The organism is Pseudomonas sp. FG13, from assembly GCF_057809755.1.
Window position 1 is genome coordinate 19,397 of the sequence record NZ_JBMDKO010000001.1, and the last position, 15,202, is coordinate 34,598.

Consider the following 15,202-nt stretch of genomic DNA (forward strand, 5'->3'; position numbering starts at 1 on the left):
CCCACAACAAGAAAGGCGCACCCATGCGCCGCCGAGAGGGGCTTTATGTCGGCAACTTTTCCTTCTGTCCTGCTTCAAACCGCGACCCTCACGCTGCTTGGCGCGCTGCTCGCCGGATGCGGCGAAGAGGCCAAGCCGCCTGCGCCCGCGGCCGTCAACGCCATGCCCGCCGATGCGGCGCTGGCCCAGGTCTACGACAGCAGTTGCAAGCTCTGCCATGCCAACCCCGGCGCCGGTGCGCCCCTGACCGGCGACGTCAATGCCTGGGCGCCGCGGGTGGCCCAGGGCGCCGATACCCTGCTGGACCACGCGATCAACGGCTACAACGGCATGCCGCCGATGGGCATGTGCATGCACTGTTCCGAAGAGCAGTTCCTGGCGTTGATCGCCTTCATGTCCGGCCAACAATTCCAATAGCAGGGGCATGACGATGGACTACTCACGACGCCAATGGCTGCAGCGGGCCGGTGTGGTTGCCGCCTTCACGGCGATGGGCAGCCAGGGCGCCCTGGCCGACCTGATGCGCGCGCCACGATTGATCCCATGGCGCAACTGGTCCGGTGCACAGAGTTGCCTGCCTGCCGCGCGGCTGGCGCCCAAGGACCTCGATGAACTGGTGCAAGTGGTGATCCGCGCCGATGGGCGGATCCGTCCGGTGGGCTCCGGTCATTCCTTCAGTGCCCTGGTGCCCACCGATGGAACTCTGTTGTCCCTGAGTTTTTTCAGCGGCCTGCTGGAGCATGACGCAGCCAGTCTGCAAGCCGAGTTCGGCGGCGGTACACCGATGTCGCGCATGGGCCCGGCGCTCAAGGCCATCGGCCAGGCGTTGCCGAACATGGCCGACGTGGATTATCAGACTCTGGCCGGCGCCATCGCTACCTCGACCCATGGTACCGGCAAGGCCTTCGGCTCGTATGCCTCCCAGGTCGTCGGCCTGCAACTGGTGACGGCCAGCGGCGAGGTATTCGATTGCGATGCCAAGCGTCACCCCGAGGTGTTCAAGGCGGGACGTGTGTCGCTCGGAGCGCTGGGGTTGGTGACCCGTGTGCGCTTGCAGAACCGCGCTGCCTATCGGTTGCGCGAGCGCCAATGGGTGGCGAAAACCGAAGAGTTGCTGGAAGAGGTGGACGCCAATACCCGGGATAACCAGCACTGGGAAATGCAGGTGGTTACCCACTCCGACTATGCGCTGTCGATCACCCTGAACGAAACCACCGATCCGGCCACGCCGCCCATCAGTCCCGAGGAGGAGGGCGGCAACGAGTTCGTCACCCTGATCGAGAAGCTCGACAAGTACGGCAGCGACTTTCCGGCGATCCGCCGATCGTTGCTCAACAGCCTGCGACTGATGGCCGACTTCGACGACCGGGTCGGTGATTCCCATGACATCTACGCCAATGCCCGCACTGTACGTTTCAATGAAATGGAGTATTCAGTACCGGCCGAGCATGGACCGGCGTGTCTGCGGGAGATCCTCGCGCTGATTCGCGACAAGGACCTGCGGACCTGGTTTCCCATCGAATACCGCTACGTGAAGGCTGACGACATCCCCTTGAGCATGTTCGAAGGACGGGACAGTTGTTCGATCTCCGTCCACCAGCATTACCAGATGGATCATCACAATTTCTTCGCCGCCATCGAGCCGATTTTCTGGAAATACCAGGGCCGACCGCACTGGGGGAAATTGCATTCCCTTAACGCCAGGGCGCTCCAGGCGCTGTACCCGCGCTGGAACGAATTCATTCAGGTGCGTCAGGCCCTGGATCCCGCTGGGAAGTTTCTAAATGGGCATCTTTCAACGATCCTGGGGGTGAGCTGATGGCTTTCAATCGTCGTGGTTTGCTGAAGGGAACGTTGGGCGCCGGGATATTGCTGGCCGGTGCCGGGACCTGGCTGCGGCCGGATGACCGGGGCGGGCCGTACAGTGATTATTTCCGTCAGTTGAACCGCGAGCTCAAGGCCCATGGCCCCATGCGTCCGGTGATGCTGATCGACCTGGATCGCCTCGATCACAATATCGATGTGGTGAAGGCTTCGGTCCGGCGCGCGGGCAAGCAGTTGCGGCTGGTGGAGAAGTCTCTGCCTTCGCCTCAATTGCTGAAGTACATCGGCGAGCGGGCCGAGACCCGGCGGTTGATGTCGTTTCACCAGCCGTTTCTCAACCACGACGCGCTGCAGTTTCCCGATGCCGATATCTTGCTGGGCAAGCCGCTGCCGGTGCGTTCCGCGGAGCTGTTCTATCAGCTTCACAAAGGCCCGTTCGACCCGTCCCGCCAGTTGCAGTGGCTGCTGGATACGCCCGAGCGCGTCCAGCAATACCAGGCCCTGGCCCAAGGGCTGGGCACGCGCATGCGGGTCAATATCGAACTGGACGTCGGCCTGCACCGGGGCGGGGTGGCCGATGACGCGAGCCTGGACGCGATGCTCAAGCTGATTCGTGCCCATCCGGCGCAATTGGAGTTCGCCGGGTTCATGGGCTATGACCCATTCGTAGGCATGGGCGTGCCGGAACTGTTGGCGAGCCCTGAAACGCTGTTGGCGCGGGTCATGGCGACCTACACCACGCGGGTGGATTTCCTCCGGTTGCGCTACCCCGACCTGTGGCACCCGGGCCTGACCCTCAATACCGCGGGCAGCCCCAGCTATCGCCTGCATGAACAGGAACGCCTCAGTAGCGAAGTGTCGGTGGGCACGGCCATGCTCAAACCCAGTCATTACGACCTGCCCTCCTTGAGCGAGCATGTGCCGGCGGCCTACATTGCGACCCCGGTGCTCAAGCGCACCGGCGCGGTGAACCTTCCGGCGCTGGACGACAAGTCGCGGATCTTTTCCTGGTGGGACGTGAACCAGCGCGAGACCTTCTTCCTCTACGGTGGCAACTGGATGGCCGATTTCGAATCCCCTCCCGGTCTGAAGAGCAACAGTCTCTATGGCCGCAGTTCCAACCAGGAAATGGCCAATGGCTCCGAGGCGGTGGGGCTGGCGGTGGAGGACCAGGTGTTCCTGAGGCCGACCCAGGTCGAGTCGGTGCTGCTGCAGTTCGGTGATCTGCTGGCGGTGCGGGGGGGGCGGATTGTCGAGACGTGGCCGGTCTATGGTTGATCCAGTGTGGCAGTGATCGTTCCCGCGCTCTGCGTGGGAATGCCTCAACGGACGCTCTGCGTTCGGCTCTTCGGGACGCGGAGCGTCCCTGGCTGTATTCCCACGCAGAGCGTGGGAACAATCAGAAGAGGCGCTTATAGCTCAAACGGAATACTCAGCTTCGCCCAGAGCATTTCGCCTTCGGGGCGGTTCTCCACGTCGAATTCCTTGGCCCAGCGAACCTCGGCGCTGGCGTACTTGAGGAAGGTCAGGTACAGCGCCGGGCCGATGGCGAAGACCTGGCCGCGCACGCCATCGTCCACATCCTGACCGGCGAATTGCACGGTGCGACCGAACTGTTTGTCGTCGGTGGTCTGCTTGAGGTAGTAGCCGTTGAGCCCCACCCTCAGGTTGTCGGTCAGCCGGTAGCTGGCGGAATAATCGAAATGAAAAATCTGCCCCGAGCGGTAGTCGGTGTCCTTGTTCTTCTGGTTGAAGCTGTAGGTGGTTTTCATCGACACCTCGGTGTTTTCCGTGGGCAGCCAGGTGAAGGAAAACAGCGGTTTGTAGGTGTAGAAATTATTGCTGGTGTTGGCCAGTCGATCGGAACTGTATTCGCCGGTGGGCACGGTGATTTCCACGGCCGCGGCCAGGGTCAGGTTCTTGCCCATGTCCCAGAGCACGATGGGGGAAATGGTGGTATCGCCCATGCCTTCGCGGGTGTCGCTCATGCCGAACAGCGCGACCTCCTGCTTGATCCAGGGCTGGGCGACATAGATCCCCAGTCGCCCACCGGCGAACCGCAGCGGACTCAGGTAATCGATGCGCGGGATCACGGCAGTGGACTCGATTTCGACCCCCGGCACCTTGCCGCCCAGCGAACTGATGTTGAATGTCCGGGCTTTGTAATGGTTGTAGTAGAGGTTGAACGCGACCATGTTGTCCGGAAGGCTGTCGACCTCCAGCGGCAACACGAAGAAGCCGTCGGTGCCGGGGCCGATGTTGTCGACTCCGTTTTCGGTGGCCAGGGCGGGCAGCGCGCAGCTGCAGGCCAGGCCCAGGGTCATTTGCAAGGCGAATGTCGTGCGGATCGGGTTCATGTGAGGCGCTCATTATTATTGTTGGAGGTACACCGAAGGTCCGAGCCATACAAATAAGCCGTTCGCAGCTGGCAGGGCAGGGTATTGGCGGCCATACAGGGGGGCTTGAGCGGCCAGATTTAGCGTCCCTCTTCCCATGTGGGCATGCTAACGTTTATGAAACAACCGGTTACAAAAACGCCACCTAACGTGCCCCGGAACCCGCCATGCAGATGAAAGTCATCGACCCCACCTATGAGCTGGCGCTGGTCTCGCCATTCCTGCTGCAGACTCTGGCTGAAGTCGTGGCGGACAAGGGTTTCGATGCCGCCAGCCTGTGTCGCGGCCTCGGGTTCGGCCTCGATGATTTGCAGGATCCCGCCCAGCGCATTTCCCATCGCCAGGCCGTGGTCATGATCCAACGGGCACTCAAGCTGTTGCCGGATCAGGGCCTGGGGTTGTGGGTCGGCGATCGCAATGTACTCGGCACCCTGGGCCTGCTGGGGCATGTGTTGTCACTGTGCGAAACCCTGCGCGATGCCTTCGCACTGGGGATTCGTTATCAGCACACCACCGGTGGCATCGCCGTGACCAGTGTCGAAGAGGCCGCCGACCGGATCATGGTCGACGCAACCTGCCGCCTGCCCTTCGCCGAGGTCCAGGTGTTTGCGGTCGAAGAGTTCTTCGCCAGCCTGATGGTGTATGGCCGGGCGCTGGCGGGCCCGGATTTCAAGCCCCAGGCCGTGGAGTTCATGCACGCGGCGCCGTCCTATGCCCCGGAGTACCAGCGGATCCTCGGGCCGGAGGTGCGCTTCGGTTGCCGATACAATCGCATGCTGATCGATATCCGCTGGTTGGACGTGCGCTTGCCCAATCATCACCCGCTGGCCCTGCGTCAGGCATTGGCCTTGCTGGACCAGGAAGCGGCCGAGGTTCATCAGAAGATCGACCTGATCCAGGCGGTGGAGCGGGCGATTGCCCGGGACCTGACCCGGGGCAGCCACATCGAGAAAGTTGCCGGTGATCTGAATATGAGCAGCCGGACCCTGCGACGGCGCCTGACCGAGCACAACCTGACGTTCGAAGCCTTGCTCGAACAGGTGCGCCGTGGCCGGACGCTGAGCCTGCTGGCCAACCCCGAGCTGTCCATCGAGCGGATCACCGAAGAGGTCGGCTACAGCGATGTACGCAGTTTCCGCCGGGCCTTCCGGCGCTGGACCGGGATGAGCCCTAGCGCGTTTCGCAGCGAGGGGGCCGAGAGCTAGCCGCCAGATCATCAATATCAGCTGATCCACCGCTTTCGCGAGCAAGCCCGCTCCCACAGGGATGTGCATGGCTGTGAACTGACTGGTGGTGCTTGTCAGAAAAAACCGACAGGAGTACAAATGTACTCCATGACGACTCTTACCCCTCGCCGCACCGCCATCCTGACCTTCATCCGCGAACGCATCGCCGAGCAGGGTCAGCCTCCCAGCCTTGCTGAAATCAGCGAGGCGTTCGGTTTCGCCTCCCGCAGCGTGGCGCGCAAGCATGTGCTGGCGTTGACCGAGGCCGGTTTTATCGAAGTCAATCCGCACCAGGCCCGGGGCATCCGCTTGCTGAATCAGCCGCCGCGTCCCGAGCTGCTGGATGTGCCGGTGCTGGGGCGTGTGGCCGCCGGCCGGCCGATCGGCGCCGATGCCGAGGTCCACGATCGTCTGATGCTGGACCCGGCGATTTTCACCAGGGCGCCGGATTACCTGTTGCGGGTCCAGGGCGACTCGATGATCGGCGACGGCATCCTCGACGGTGACCTGGTGGGGGTCCAGCGCACGCCCCAGGCCGCGAACGGACAGATCGTGGTGGCGCGGCTCGATGGTGAAGTCACCATCAAGCGTTTCGAACAAATCGGCGAGCGGGTGCGCTTGCTGCCACGCAATCCGGCCTATCAGCCGATCATCGTCGAGGCCGACCAGGACCTGGCGATAGAAGGGGTGTTCTGTGGCCTGTTGAGGCAAGGCTGATGGGCGCGGTCGTAGCGCTGGACACGCTGTTCAATGGCGGCCAGGTCTGGAAAGGCCGGCCTGCACCTCCGGCTGCCAGCCCGCAACCCACCGGCCATGCCGCACTGGACGCGGCGTTGCCCAGTGGTGGCTGGCCGGAAGCGGCGCTGACGGAAATCCTTCTTGCCGCGCCGGGCCTGGGTGAGTTGCAACTGGTGTGGCCGACCCTGGCGCGACTGTCTGCGCAGGGGGAGCGGATCGTGCTGGTGGCACCGCCGTTCGTGCCCTATCCCCAGGCCTGGCAGAGCGCCGGGGTGGACCTGAGCCAACTGTCGGTGATCCGGGCCGATGAGCGCGATGCCCTGTGGGCCGTTGAACAATGCCTGCGTTCGGGCAGTTGCGGGGCGGTCCTGTGCTGGCCTCGCCAGGCGGACGATCGTGCCTTGCGCCGCCTGCAAGTGGCCGCGGAAACCGGCCAGACCCTGGCATTCGCCTGGCGCCCGATCCAGGAAGCCATCAATCCGTCGCCGGCGGCCCTGCGCATTGCCATCGATGCCGGGCCCGGGCAGTTGCGGGTGCTTAAATGCCGCGGCGGGTTGGTCCGTTCGGCACCGATTGCCTTTGCTCACGCCACGCCAACAGGGCATTGAGGTTGCGATGCGCTGGGTCTGCATTCTCTTTCCGCAATTGGCGCTGGACGCCGCGCTGCGTCAGCGCCCCGATCCCGAGGAGCCCCTTGCGCTGTTGACCGGCCCGGCCCAGCGTCGGGTGCTGCAAGCGGTCAACGAGTCCGCCCGGGCCCTGGGCCTGCGCCCCGGCCAGACCATGACCGCCGCCCAGGCCCTGAGCAAAGGCTTTGCCACCGCCGAATACGACGCCGCGCAGATTGAGCACTGGCAACAGTTCCTGGCGGCCTGGGCTTACCGGTTCAGTTCCCAAGTCAGCGTGCATTACCCGCGCACGCTGCTGTTCGAGATCGAGTCGAGCCTGGGCCTGTTCGGGCCCTGGCCGGTCTTCGAGGCACGGCTGCGGGCCGAACTGACGGAATTGGGCTTCCGTCATCGCATCGTCGCGGCCCCGAACCCGGTGGCGGCGCGGGTGCTTGCCAATGCCCATGATGCCCTGGTGGTACCGGATGCCGATAGCCTGCAACAACGCCTGGGGCAAATGCCGGTGGATCGGATCGGCCTACCCGCCGACGTCGCCACGGCGTTGTCGCGCATGGGGCTGCGCTGCCTGGAACAGGTCCAGGCCTTGCCCCGGCACACGCTGGCACGGCGCTTCGAAGCCCAGGTCCTCAAGCACCTCGACGCATTGGTTGGCAGTCGCACCCTGGCGCTGTCGTTCTACCTGCCGCCGGACCGTTTCGATGTGCGCATCGAACTCAACTACGACGTCCAATCCCATCAGGCGCTGCTGTTCCCGTTACGCCGGTTGACCGGTGACCTGTCGGCCTTCCTGTGCGGCCGTGACAGTGGTGTGCAGCGTTTTGACCTGCACCTGGAACACGCCGGATTGCCGGACACGATCATCAAGGTCGGCCTGCTCAGTGCCGAGCGGGACCCCTCTATGCTCTTCGAACTGGCCCGTGGCCGTTTGGAACAGGTGCAGGTCGAGGCGCCAGTGCGTGGCTTTCGCTTGTGCGCCGAGGACCTGCCGAGCTTCGTGCCCCAGCGCCTGGAGCTGTTCGATGAGCGTCCCCAGCAGTCCTTGCCTTGGGAGCAACTGCGGGAGCGGTTGCGCGCACGGTTGGGGGACGAGGCGGTGCAGGGCCTGGGGTTTCGCGACGACCATCGGCCTGAGTGCGCCTGGCAGATGACACCTCAACCCCGGCCTCAGGTATGTACGGTGCGCAGTGGCGTGCAGCGTCCCGGCTGGCTGCTGAACGAACCCCAGGCGTTGCCGGAAGGCCAGGCGCGCGTTCTCATGGGCCCGGAACGCATCGAGACCGGCTGGTGGGACGGCGCCGACGTGCGCCGCGATTACTACCTGGTCGAAACCCGTGGGGGGCAACGGGGCTGGGCCTATCGACCGGTGGGCGAGGGCGGTCCGTTGTGGTTGCAGGGTTGGTTCGCATGAACGTCGACTACGCCGAGCTGCATTGCCTGTCGAATTTCAGTTTCCAGCGTGGCGCTTCCAGTGCATTGGAACTGTGTCGCCGGGCCAGCCAGCAAGGCTATCGGGCCCTGGCGATCACCGACGAGTGCACGTTGGCCGGTATCGTTCGGGCCTGGCAAGCGGCCAAGGAATTGAGCCTGCCATTGATCGTCGGCAGTGAGATCCGGATCGAGAACGGTCCGAAGCTGGTGCTGCTGGTGGAAAATCTCGAAGGCTATCAAGCTCTGTGCCGTTTGATCACCCGCGCCCGCCGACGCAGCGAGAAGGGCCGTTATCGCATCGTGCGGGAAGACTTCGACGATCCCTGGCCGGGGTTGTTGGCACTGTGGGTACCCGATGGCAACGACGTCGAGGAGCAGGGCCGCTGGCTTCAGTCGGTCTTCGCCGGGCGCCTGTGGCTGTCGGTCCAGTTGCATTGCGGACAGGACGACCGGCGTCGCCTGGCCGACTTGCTGGCACTGGCGGACCGCCTGGCACTGCCTGCCGTCGCCACCGGCGATGTACACATGCATGTGCGCGGCCGCCGCGCCTTGCAGGACACCATGACCGCCATCCGGCATCACGTCACGGTGGCCGAGGCCGGCCAGCGCCTGCATCCCAACGGCGAGCGCCATCTGCGCAGCCGTAAGGATCTGGCCGATCTCTATCCCCGCCGGTTGCTCGATGAAACCCTGGCGATCGCCCGGCGTTGCACCTTCGATCTGGATCAGTTGCGCTATGAATACCCTCGGGAGCTGGTGCCCGAGGGGCATGATCCGACGTCGTGGTTGCGGGAACTGACCGAACGGGGCCTGCGCGAGCGCTGGAAGAACGGTGTGGAGGATCGGATTCGGCGACAGATAGACATCGAGTTGGAGCTGATTGCCGAGCTGGGCTACGACAGCTATTTCCTCACTGTGCAGGACATCGTCAGCTTTGCCCGCCAGCGCAACATCCTTTGCCAGGGGCGTGGGTCGGCGGCCAACTCGGCGGTGTGTTATGCCCTGGGCATTACCGAAATCGACCCGAGCCGAACCAACTTGTTGTTCGAGCGGTTCCTGTCCCGAGAGCGCAACGAGCCGCCGGACATCGACGTGGATTTTGAACATGAGCGCCGCGAAGAGGTGCTGCAATACGTCTTCCAGCGCTACGGTCGCCATCGCGCGGCGCTGACGGCGGTGGTCAGCAGTTACCACGGTGCCGGGGCGGTGCGGGACGTCGCCAAGGCCCTGGGCTTGCCGCCGGATCAGGTCAACGCATTGGCCGACTGTTGCGGTCGCTGGAGCGACGAGGCGCCCCCCGTGGAGCGTCTGCGCGAGGGTGGTTTCGACCCGGACAGTCCGATCTTGCGCCGGGTGCTGGGCCTGACCCAGCAACTGATCGGCTTTCCCCGACACCTGTCCCAGCACCCCGGCGGCTTCGTGATTTCCCAGCAGCCCCTGGACACCCTGGTGCCGGTGGAAAACGCCGCCATGGCCGAGCGCACTATCATCCAGTGGGACAAGGACGATCTGGATGCGGTCGGGCTGCTCAAGGTGGATATCCTCGCTTTGGGCATGCTCAGCGCGATCCGCCGATGTTTCGACCTGATCGCGCACTACCGCGGGCAGCGATACACCTTGGCGGGTTTGCCCCGTGAAGATGCCGCCACCTTCGAGATGATCAGCCGTGCGGACACCATCGGGGTGTTCCAGATTGAATCACGGGCGCAGATGGCGATGTTGCCCCGGCTCAGGCCCAAGGATTTCTACGACCTGGTGATCGAAGTGGCGATCGTGCGGCCGGGGCCAATCCAGGGCGGCATGGTGCATCCGTACCTGAAGCGGCGAAATGGCGAGGAGGAAGTCACCTATCCTTCGGAAAAATTGAAGACAGTGCTCGGGCGTACCCTGGGGATTCCATTGTTCCAGGAGCAGGTCATGCAGATCGCCATTGTGGCGGCCGACTATACCCCCGGCGAAGCGGACCAGTTGCGCCGTTCCATGGCCGCCTGGAAACGTCACGGCGGGCTTGAACCGCATCGCGAGCGCCTGGCAGAGGGGATGGAGCGCAACGGCTACACCCCCGAATTCGCCGCGCAGATCTTCGAGCAGATCAAGGGCTTCGGCAACTACGGTTTCCCGGAGTCCCACGCCGCCAGTTTCGCCTTGCTGACCTACGCCAGCAGTTGGCTCAAATGCCACGAGCCGGCAGCCTTCGCCTGCGCCCTGATCAACAGCTGGCCTATGGGGTTCTACAGTCCGGACCAGATTCTGCAGGATGCCCGCCGGCATCAATTGCAGATCCGTCCGGTGGACGTGCGCGCCAGTGATTGGGATTGCAGTCTCGAACCCTTGGAGGGGCGGCAACCGGCGATTCGCATGGGCTTGCGCCTGATCAAGGGTTTTCGTGAAGACGATGCCCGGCGTATCGAAGCGGCCCGTCGGCAGCGGGCGTTCAGTGACGTGGCCGACCTGGGCGAGCGTGCGCAACTCGATGCTCGGGCCCAGGCGCAATTGGCCGACGCCGGTGCCTTGCGTGGCCTGGTCGGTGATCGCCATCGTGCGCGTTGGGAAGTGGCTGGCGTGCAAAAGCAATTGGGTCTGTTTGCCGGTTTGCCCAGTCAGGAAGAACCGCCGGTGCACCTGCCCAAGCCTTCGCTGGGGGAGGACCTGTTCGCCGACTACGCCACCCTCGGCACAACACTGGGCCCGCATCCGCTGGCCTTGCTGCGCCCAGAACTGCGCGCCCGACACTGTCGCAGCTCCCGGGAGTTGCAGGAGGTGGAGCATGGCCGCAACGTCAGCGTCGCCGGCCTGGTCACCGGTCGCCAGCGCCCCGGCACGGCCAGTGGGGTGACCTTCGTCACCCTGGAAGATGAATTCGGCAATCTCAATGTGGTGGTCTGGCGCGACCTGGCGGAGCGCCAACACAAAGTCCTGGTGGGCTCGCAATTGCTGCGGGTCGACGGGCGCTGGGAAAGCGTCGGCGAAGTCCGCCACCTGATCGCCGGGCGCCTGAGCGACCTGACTGAATTGCTGGCGGGCATTCACGTGCAAAGCCGCGATTTCCGCTGACACGGCTGTCGCATCACAGCAACCTGTGGCGAGGGGATTTATCCCCGCTGGGGCGCGAAGCGCCCCAAATCTGAGCATGCGGTGCGCCAGACGGTTGAGGGGGCTGCTGCGCAGCCCAGCGGGGCGGTGCGACGTTTCGCTAAATCCCCTCGCCACAGACCTTGTTTGGGGCCGGGACCGGTGGACGGCTTCGTGACTTGCCCATGAAACCAAATGCCAACCTCGCGCTCGAAGGTCTGAGCACAAGGGGCTCGCGATTGTCGATTCCCAGCAGCCATTCGAGGTTCAGAGTCGCCCATGCAGTTCTTATCCCAGCCTCACGGATGTCCCGGGTGGGACGGTGAAATGGCCCGGCGTATCCGGGCATATGATTGGCGCCAGACTGAACTGGGCCCTATCGAACATTGGTCTGCCAGCCTGCGCAGCGCTGTTCAAATATTGTTGGCTTCGCCGTTGCCGATGGTCATGTTATGGGGCCGCCAGGGCTTCATGATCTACAACGATGCCTACGCCGAGTTCGCCGGCGGGCGCCATCCCTATCTGCTGGGATGCGCGGTGGAGCTGGGTTGGCCGGAAGTGGCCGAGTTCAATCGTCACGTGCTGGACGTATGCCTGGCCGGGGGCACGTTGTCCTATCGCAGCAAGGAACTGGTCCTGTTGCGTGATGGCAAGCCCGAAGATGTGTGGATGGACCTTTTCTACAGCCCGGTACCCGACGATGACCAGGCACCGGCCGGCGTGCTGGCGATTGTCGTGGAAACCACCGAGCTGGTCCTGTCCGAGCGGGCTCGCCAGGCAGCGGAGCGCAGCTATCGCGCCGTCAATGAACGCATCCAGCTGGCCCTTTCGGCCGGGCCGCTGCTGGGCTCTTTTGTCTGGGATGTCCAGGCCGACACGCTGTCCGGGGACGAGCGTTTCGCCCGCACGTTCGACTACCCGCCAGACACGCCGCTGGAGGCGTTGCCCATCGAGATTGCCCGCCAGCGTATTCATCCCGATGACCTTGACGAGGTCAATCAGCGCATTGACCTGACCTTGCGCACCGGTTCGACCTTCAATGCCGAATACCGGGTGCGACGCCCCGAGGGCGATGACCTGTGGGTGCAGGCCAGCGGTCGATGCGAGTTCGATGCGTTGGGCAAGCCCCTGCGTTTCCCCGGTGTGCTGATTGACATCAACGAACGCAAGATCGCCGAAGCGTCGTTGCTCAGGTTTACCCGTGACCTGGAGCAGCGGGTTGCCGATGAGGTCCAGGCGCGGCTGGCGGCCGAAGAGCAGTTGCGCCAGTCGCAGAAGCTCGAGGCCATTGGCGGACTCACCGGCGGCGTCGCCCATGACTTCAACAACCTGCTGCAAGTGATCGCTGGCAACCTGCACTTGCTGGCACGTCACGAGCCGGACAATGCCAATGTGCAGCGCAGGATCAGTGCCTCCATCGAGGCGGTGGAGCGGGGCGCCAAGCTGTCATCGCAACTGCTGGCCTTCGCCCGTCGCCAGCCGCTGTCACCGGCGGTTTACAACCCCCGGCGCATCTACGACGACCTGGAGGAATTGCTGCAACGGGCCTTGGGCGAGACCATCCGGATCGATGTGACCCTGCCCGACGAGCCCTGGTGCATCCATGTGGATCGCAACCAGTTGGAAAATGCCCTGCTGAATCTGGCGATCAATGCCCGCGATGCCATGGGCGGCGATGGCACCATCCAGATACTGGGCGAGAACATCGTGCTCGACGAAGCGTCCTGTGCCGGCAAAGGCATCCCGGCGGGCGAGTATGTGCGGTTGTCGGTCATCGACAGTGGCACAGGCATGCCGCCCGATATTCTCAAACAGGTATTCGAGCCGTTCTTCACCACCAAGACCGATGGCCAGGGCACCGGCTTGGGCCTGAGCATGGTGTTCGGGTTCGTCAAGCAGAGCGGCGGGCATATCGAGATCGCCAGCGACATGGGCAAGGGCACGCGGGCGCAGATGTACTTTCCTCGCAGCTATCAGCCTGAAGCCGGTGAACAGATCCACGACTACACGCCGCAACCCGGCAGGCATGAGACGATCCTGGTGGTGGAGGACAACGATGCGGTGCGCAGTGCATCGGTGGAGTTGCTCGAGCAGTCCGGCTATCGAACCCTCACCGCCGCCAATGCCGACGCGGCCATGAAGCTGTTGCTCGAAGGCGTCAAGGTGGACCTGATTTTCACCGACGTGGTCATGCCCGGCCTGATCAAGAGTTCCGACCTGGCGGCCTGGGCCAAGGTGCAGACGCCGCCGGTGCCGGTACTGTTCACGTCAGGTCACACACGGGACATCATTTCCCGCAACCATCAACTGAGTCCCGATACCCATCTGCTGAGCAAGCCCTATGGGCCGGACGCGTTGACCCGTATGGTCCGGTCGGTGCTTGGCGGCTGATCGCACCACCGCAAACAAATGGAACCGAAGCCGTTGCGTTCCCTTCGAATGATCAAGGCCGGTCATCAACCGGCCTCTGTCATGAAGAGGTGCCCATGAACGACGATCGTGCAAACACGGCGCAACAAGGTCAGACGCAGAACCCGTCACCCCGCAACGACCCGGCCATCGATCCCCAACTGCCCGATGCCAAGCCGGTCAGCCCGGCTGGATCGGACCAGGCCCAGAGCGCTGCCGAGGAGGTCGATCAGAAAAGACATCACCAGGAAAACGACAACACCTTCAGCCCGGGTTTCAAGCCCGATCCTGACCGGCCGAAATCCGGCGATGATACTGACGCCGATATCGACACCGACGGCGGTTGACCGATCTGCGCAAAAAAGGCTCGTCCTCCTGGGAGGACGAGCCTTTGAGTACAGTCAGGAAGAGATTACTTGCTGGGGTGCGCGGCCTGGAGTTTCTTGGCCAGTTCCAGGTGGTGCTGCAGATCCGGCAGCATCTTCTGGGCGAACGCCTTGAGCTCGGTGTTGCCGGGCTTCTTGTCGTCCGTCACGGTCTCGGCTTCTTTCTTGAACAAGGTGATGGTTTCTTCGTGGGCCTTGACCTGATTGTTGGCATAGGCGGCATCGAAGGATTCGTCGCGCATGTCAAGAATCTTGGCCTTCGCTTTCTTCACCAGGGTGGTTTCGTCCGGCACTTCGATGTCGTGCTTTTTCGCCAGGGTCATCAACTCCTGGTTGGCCTTGGTGTGGTCGGCGATCATCTTGTTGGCGAACTCCTTGACGTCCGCCGATGCGCTTTTTTCCAATGCCAGTTTGCTGGTTTCGATTTCCGCAATGCCGCCGGCCGCCGCGTTGTCGACGAAGTCGTTGGAACTCGCGGCCCATGCCATGCCCATGCTGGTACTCAGGGCAACTGCCAGACCGAGTTGACGCAGGGTAAATCCGTCCATAGGTATTCTCCAAACAGGTTGTACAAGTGATCTTGATGTCACTGTTCAATGGAGAGCGACGTGTGGACAAAGGTTTGATCGCAAAGCGACACGGTACGACGAACGGTCACCGCTGGTCGGATTGGCGGTCGACAGAACCCGGTCGGCAAGGCCATCCTGATGGTTGAGGCGTCCCTCAAAGGCGCCTGTCATTGACCGTCAGAAGGAGGTGTTCCATGCCGGTGTCCCATGATCTGTGCCAGGATCTCAAGTGCGAAAAAGACCACATCCAGCAAAAGCGCAGCGAGAATCCAAGACTCGACTCGCTGCTTCAAAAATACTCCCAGCTTGATGCCGAGGTGGTAGACGCCGAGAAACCGACGTCCGCCGCACTGTCCGACGTTGCCCTGGAGACGCTCAAGAAGAAACGATTGCAGGTCAAGGACGAGATCATGGAGCACTTGCGCAAGTAACCTGATGGCGCGGGGGCTGTTTCCGTGGTGGGATTCAGCGAAACGTCGCACCGCTCCGCGGACTGCAAAGCGGCCCCCGCTCTTTAACCCAATG

The 15,202-nt window shown here is 63.3% G+C and carries 13 protein-coding genes; 11 read left to right on the forward strand and 2 right to left on the reverse strand.

Annotated elements, in window-relative coordinates; all coding sequences use genetic code 11:
- Positions 1–45: 45 nt before the first annotated feature.
- The 3 genes from ACODTO_RS00105 to ACODTO_RS00115 all read left to right on the forward strand — a co-directional run bounded on the left by ACODTO_RS00105 (position 46) and on the right by ACODTO_RS00115 (position 3,102).
- A complete protein-coding gene (locus ACODTO_RS00105) occupies positions 46–417 on the forward strand; it encodes a c-type cytochrome (protein ID WP_139641913.1) in 372 nt (123 codons plus the stop codon).
- A 73-nt stretch (positions 418–490) separates the two neighbouring features.
- Entirely contained in the window at positions 491–1,819 is a 1,329-nt protein-coding gene (locus ACODTO_RS00110) for a D-arabinono-1,4-lactone oxidase (protein ID WP_464711911.1), read from the forward strand.
- Between the two features lie 74 nt (positions 1,820–1,893).
- Positions 1,894–3,102 (forward strand): DSD1 family PLP-dependent enzyme, encoded by a 1,209-nt coding sequence (locus ACODTO_RS00115; RefSeq protein ID WP_176562979.1) that lies wholly within the window; start codon positions 1,894–1,896, stop codon positions 3,100–3,102.
- A 134-nt stretch (positions 3,103–3,236) separates the two neighbouring features.
- On the opposite strand, the gene ACODTO_RS00120 is transcribed toward ACODTO_RS00115, so the two are convergent.
- A complete protein-coding gene (locus tag ACODTO_RS00120) occupies positions 3,237–4,181 on the reverse strand; it encodes a SphA family protein (protein ID WP_139641919.1) in 945 nt (314 codons plus the stop codon).
- A gap of 206 nt (positions 4,182–4,387) precedes the next feature.
- On the opposite strand from ACODTO_RS00120, the gene ACODTO_RS00125 reads away from it, so the two are divergent.
- The 7 genes from ACODTO_RS00125 (at position 4,388) to ACODTO_RS00155 (ending at position 14,069) form a co-directional block, all read left to right on the forward strand.
- Complete coding sequence (locus tag ACODTO_RS00125; RefSeq protein ID WP_139641920.1) at positions 4,388–5,425, forward strand: AraC family transcriptional regulator; 1,038 nt, start codon at positions 4,388–4,390, stop codon at positions 5,423–5,425.
- 120 nt (positions 5,426–5,545) lie between these two features.
- On the forward strand, positions 5,546–6,163 hold the full coding sequence (gene lexA / locus ACODTO_RS00130) for a transcriptional repressor LexA (protein ID WP_139641922.1): 618 nt from the start codon (positions 5,546–5,548) through the stop codon (positions 6,161–6,163).
- Positions 6,163–6,792 (forward strand): translesion DNA synthesis-associated protein ImuA, encoded by a 630-nt coding sequence (imuA, locus tag ACODTO_RS00135; protein WP_489105803.1) that lies wholly within the window; start codon positions 6,163–6,165, stop codon positions 6,790–6,792. Before lexA ends, imuA begins: the two co-directional genes overlap by 1 nt.
- 7 nt (positions 6,793–6,799) lie before the next feature.
- Positions 6,800–8,221: a Y-family DNA polymerase gene (locus tag ACODTO_RS00140; RefSeq protein ID WP_489105804.1), complete on the forward strand. Its 1,422-nt coding sequence runs from the start codon at positions 6,800–6,802 to the stop codon at positions 8,219–8,221.
- Positions 8,197–11,295, forward strand: a complete 3,099-nt coding sequence (locus tag ACODTO_RS00145; RefSeq protein WP_489105805.1) for an error-prone DNA polymerase — start codon at positions 8,197–8,199, stop codon at positions 11,293–11,295. Before ACODTO_RS00140 ends, ACODTO_RS00145 begins: the two co-directional genes overlap by 25 nt.
- Positions 11,296–11,592: 297 nt before the next feature.
- Positions 11,593–13,704, forward strand: coding sequence for an ATP-binding protein (locus ACODTO_RS00150; protein ID WP_139641931.1), 2,112 nt, complete (start codon positions 11,593–11,595; stop codon positions 13,702–13,704).
- Positions 13,705–13,799: 95 nt separating this feature from the next.
- Positions 13,800–14,069: a hypothetical protein gene (locus ACODTO_RS00155; protein ID WP_139641933.1), complete on the forward strand. Its 270-nt coding sequence runs from the start codon at positions 13,800–13,802 to the stop codon at positions 14,067–14,069.
- Between the two features lie 65 nt (positions 14,070–14,134).
- Here the strand turns inward: ACODTO_RS00155 and ACODTO_RS00160 are convergent, their stop codons facing one another.
- The gene (locus ACODTO_RS00160) at positions 14,135–14,656 is read right to left on the reverse strand and encodes a DUF4142 domain-containing protein (protein WP_139641935.1); all 522 of its coding nucleotides are present in this window, start codon (positions 14,654–14,656) and stop codon (positions 14,135–14,137) included.
- Positions 14,657–14,871: 215 nt separating this feature from the next.
- On the opposite strand from ACODTO_RS00160, the gene ACODTO_RS00165 reads away from it, so the two are divergent.
- Entirely contained in the window at positions 14,872–15,108 is a 237-nt protein-coding gene (locus ACODTO_RS00165) for an HP1242/YdcH family protein (protein WP_024781383.1), read from the forward strand.
- Positions 15,109–15,202: the final 94 nt, after the last annotated feature.

Bases quoted from the DNA above. Each gene is read 5' to 3' on its own strand.
- ACODTO_RS00105 (WP_139641913.1), top strand. From the start codon at position 46: ATGTCGGCAACTTTTCCTTCTGTCCTGCTTCAAACCGCGACCCTCACG.
- ACODTO_RS00110 (WP_464711911.1), top strand. From the start codon at position 491: ATGGGCAGCCAGGGCGCCCTGGCCGACCTGATGCGCGCGCCACGATTG.
- ACODTO_RS00120 (WP_139641919.1), bottom strand. From the start codon at position 4,181: ATGAACCCGATCCGCACGACATTCGCCTTGCAAATGACCCTGGGCCTG.
- ACODTO_RS00125 (WP_139641920.1), top strand. From the start codon at position 4,388: ATGCAGATGAAAGTCATCGACCCCACCTATGAGCTGGCGCTGGTCTCG.
- lexA (WP_139641922.1), top strand. From the start codon at position 5,546: ATGTACTCCATGACGACTCTTACCCCTCGCCGCACCGCCATCCTGACC.
- imuA (WP_489105803.1), top strand. From the start codon at position 6,163: ATGGGCGCGGTCGTAGCGCTGGACACGCTGTTCAATGGCGGCCAGGTC.
- ACODTO_RS00140 (WP_489105804.1), top strand. From the start codon at position 6,800: ATGCGCTGGGTCTGCATTCTCTTTCCGCAATTGGCGCTGGACGCCGCG.
- ACODTO_RS00150 (WP_139641931.1), top strand. From the start codon at position 11,593: ATGCAGTTCTTATCCCAGCCTCACGGATGTCCCGGGTGGGACGGTGAA.
- ACODTO_RS00155 (WP_139641933.1), top strand. From the start codon at position 13,800: ATGAACGACGATCGTGCAAACACGGCGCAACAAGGTCAGACGCAGAAC.
- ACODTO_RS00160 (WP_139641935.1), bottom strand. From the start codon at position 14,656: ATGGACGGATTTACCCTGCGTCAACTCGGTCTGGCAGTTGCCCTGAGT.
- ACODTO_RS00165 (WP_024781383.1), top strand. From the start codon at position 14,872: ATGCCGGTGTCCCATGATCTGTGCCAGGATCTCAAGTGCGAAAAAGAC.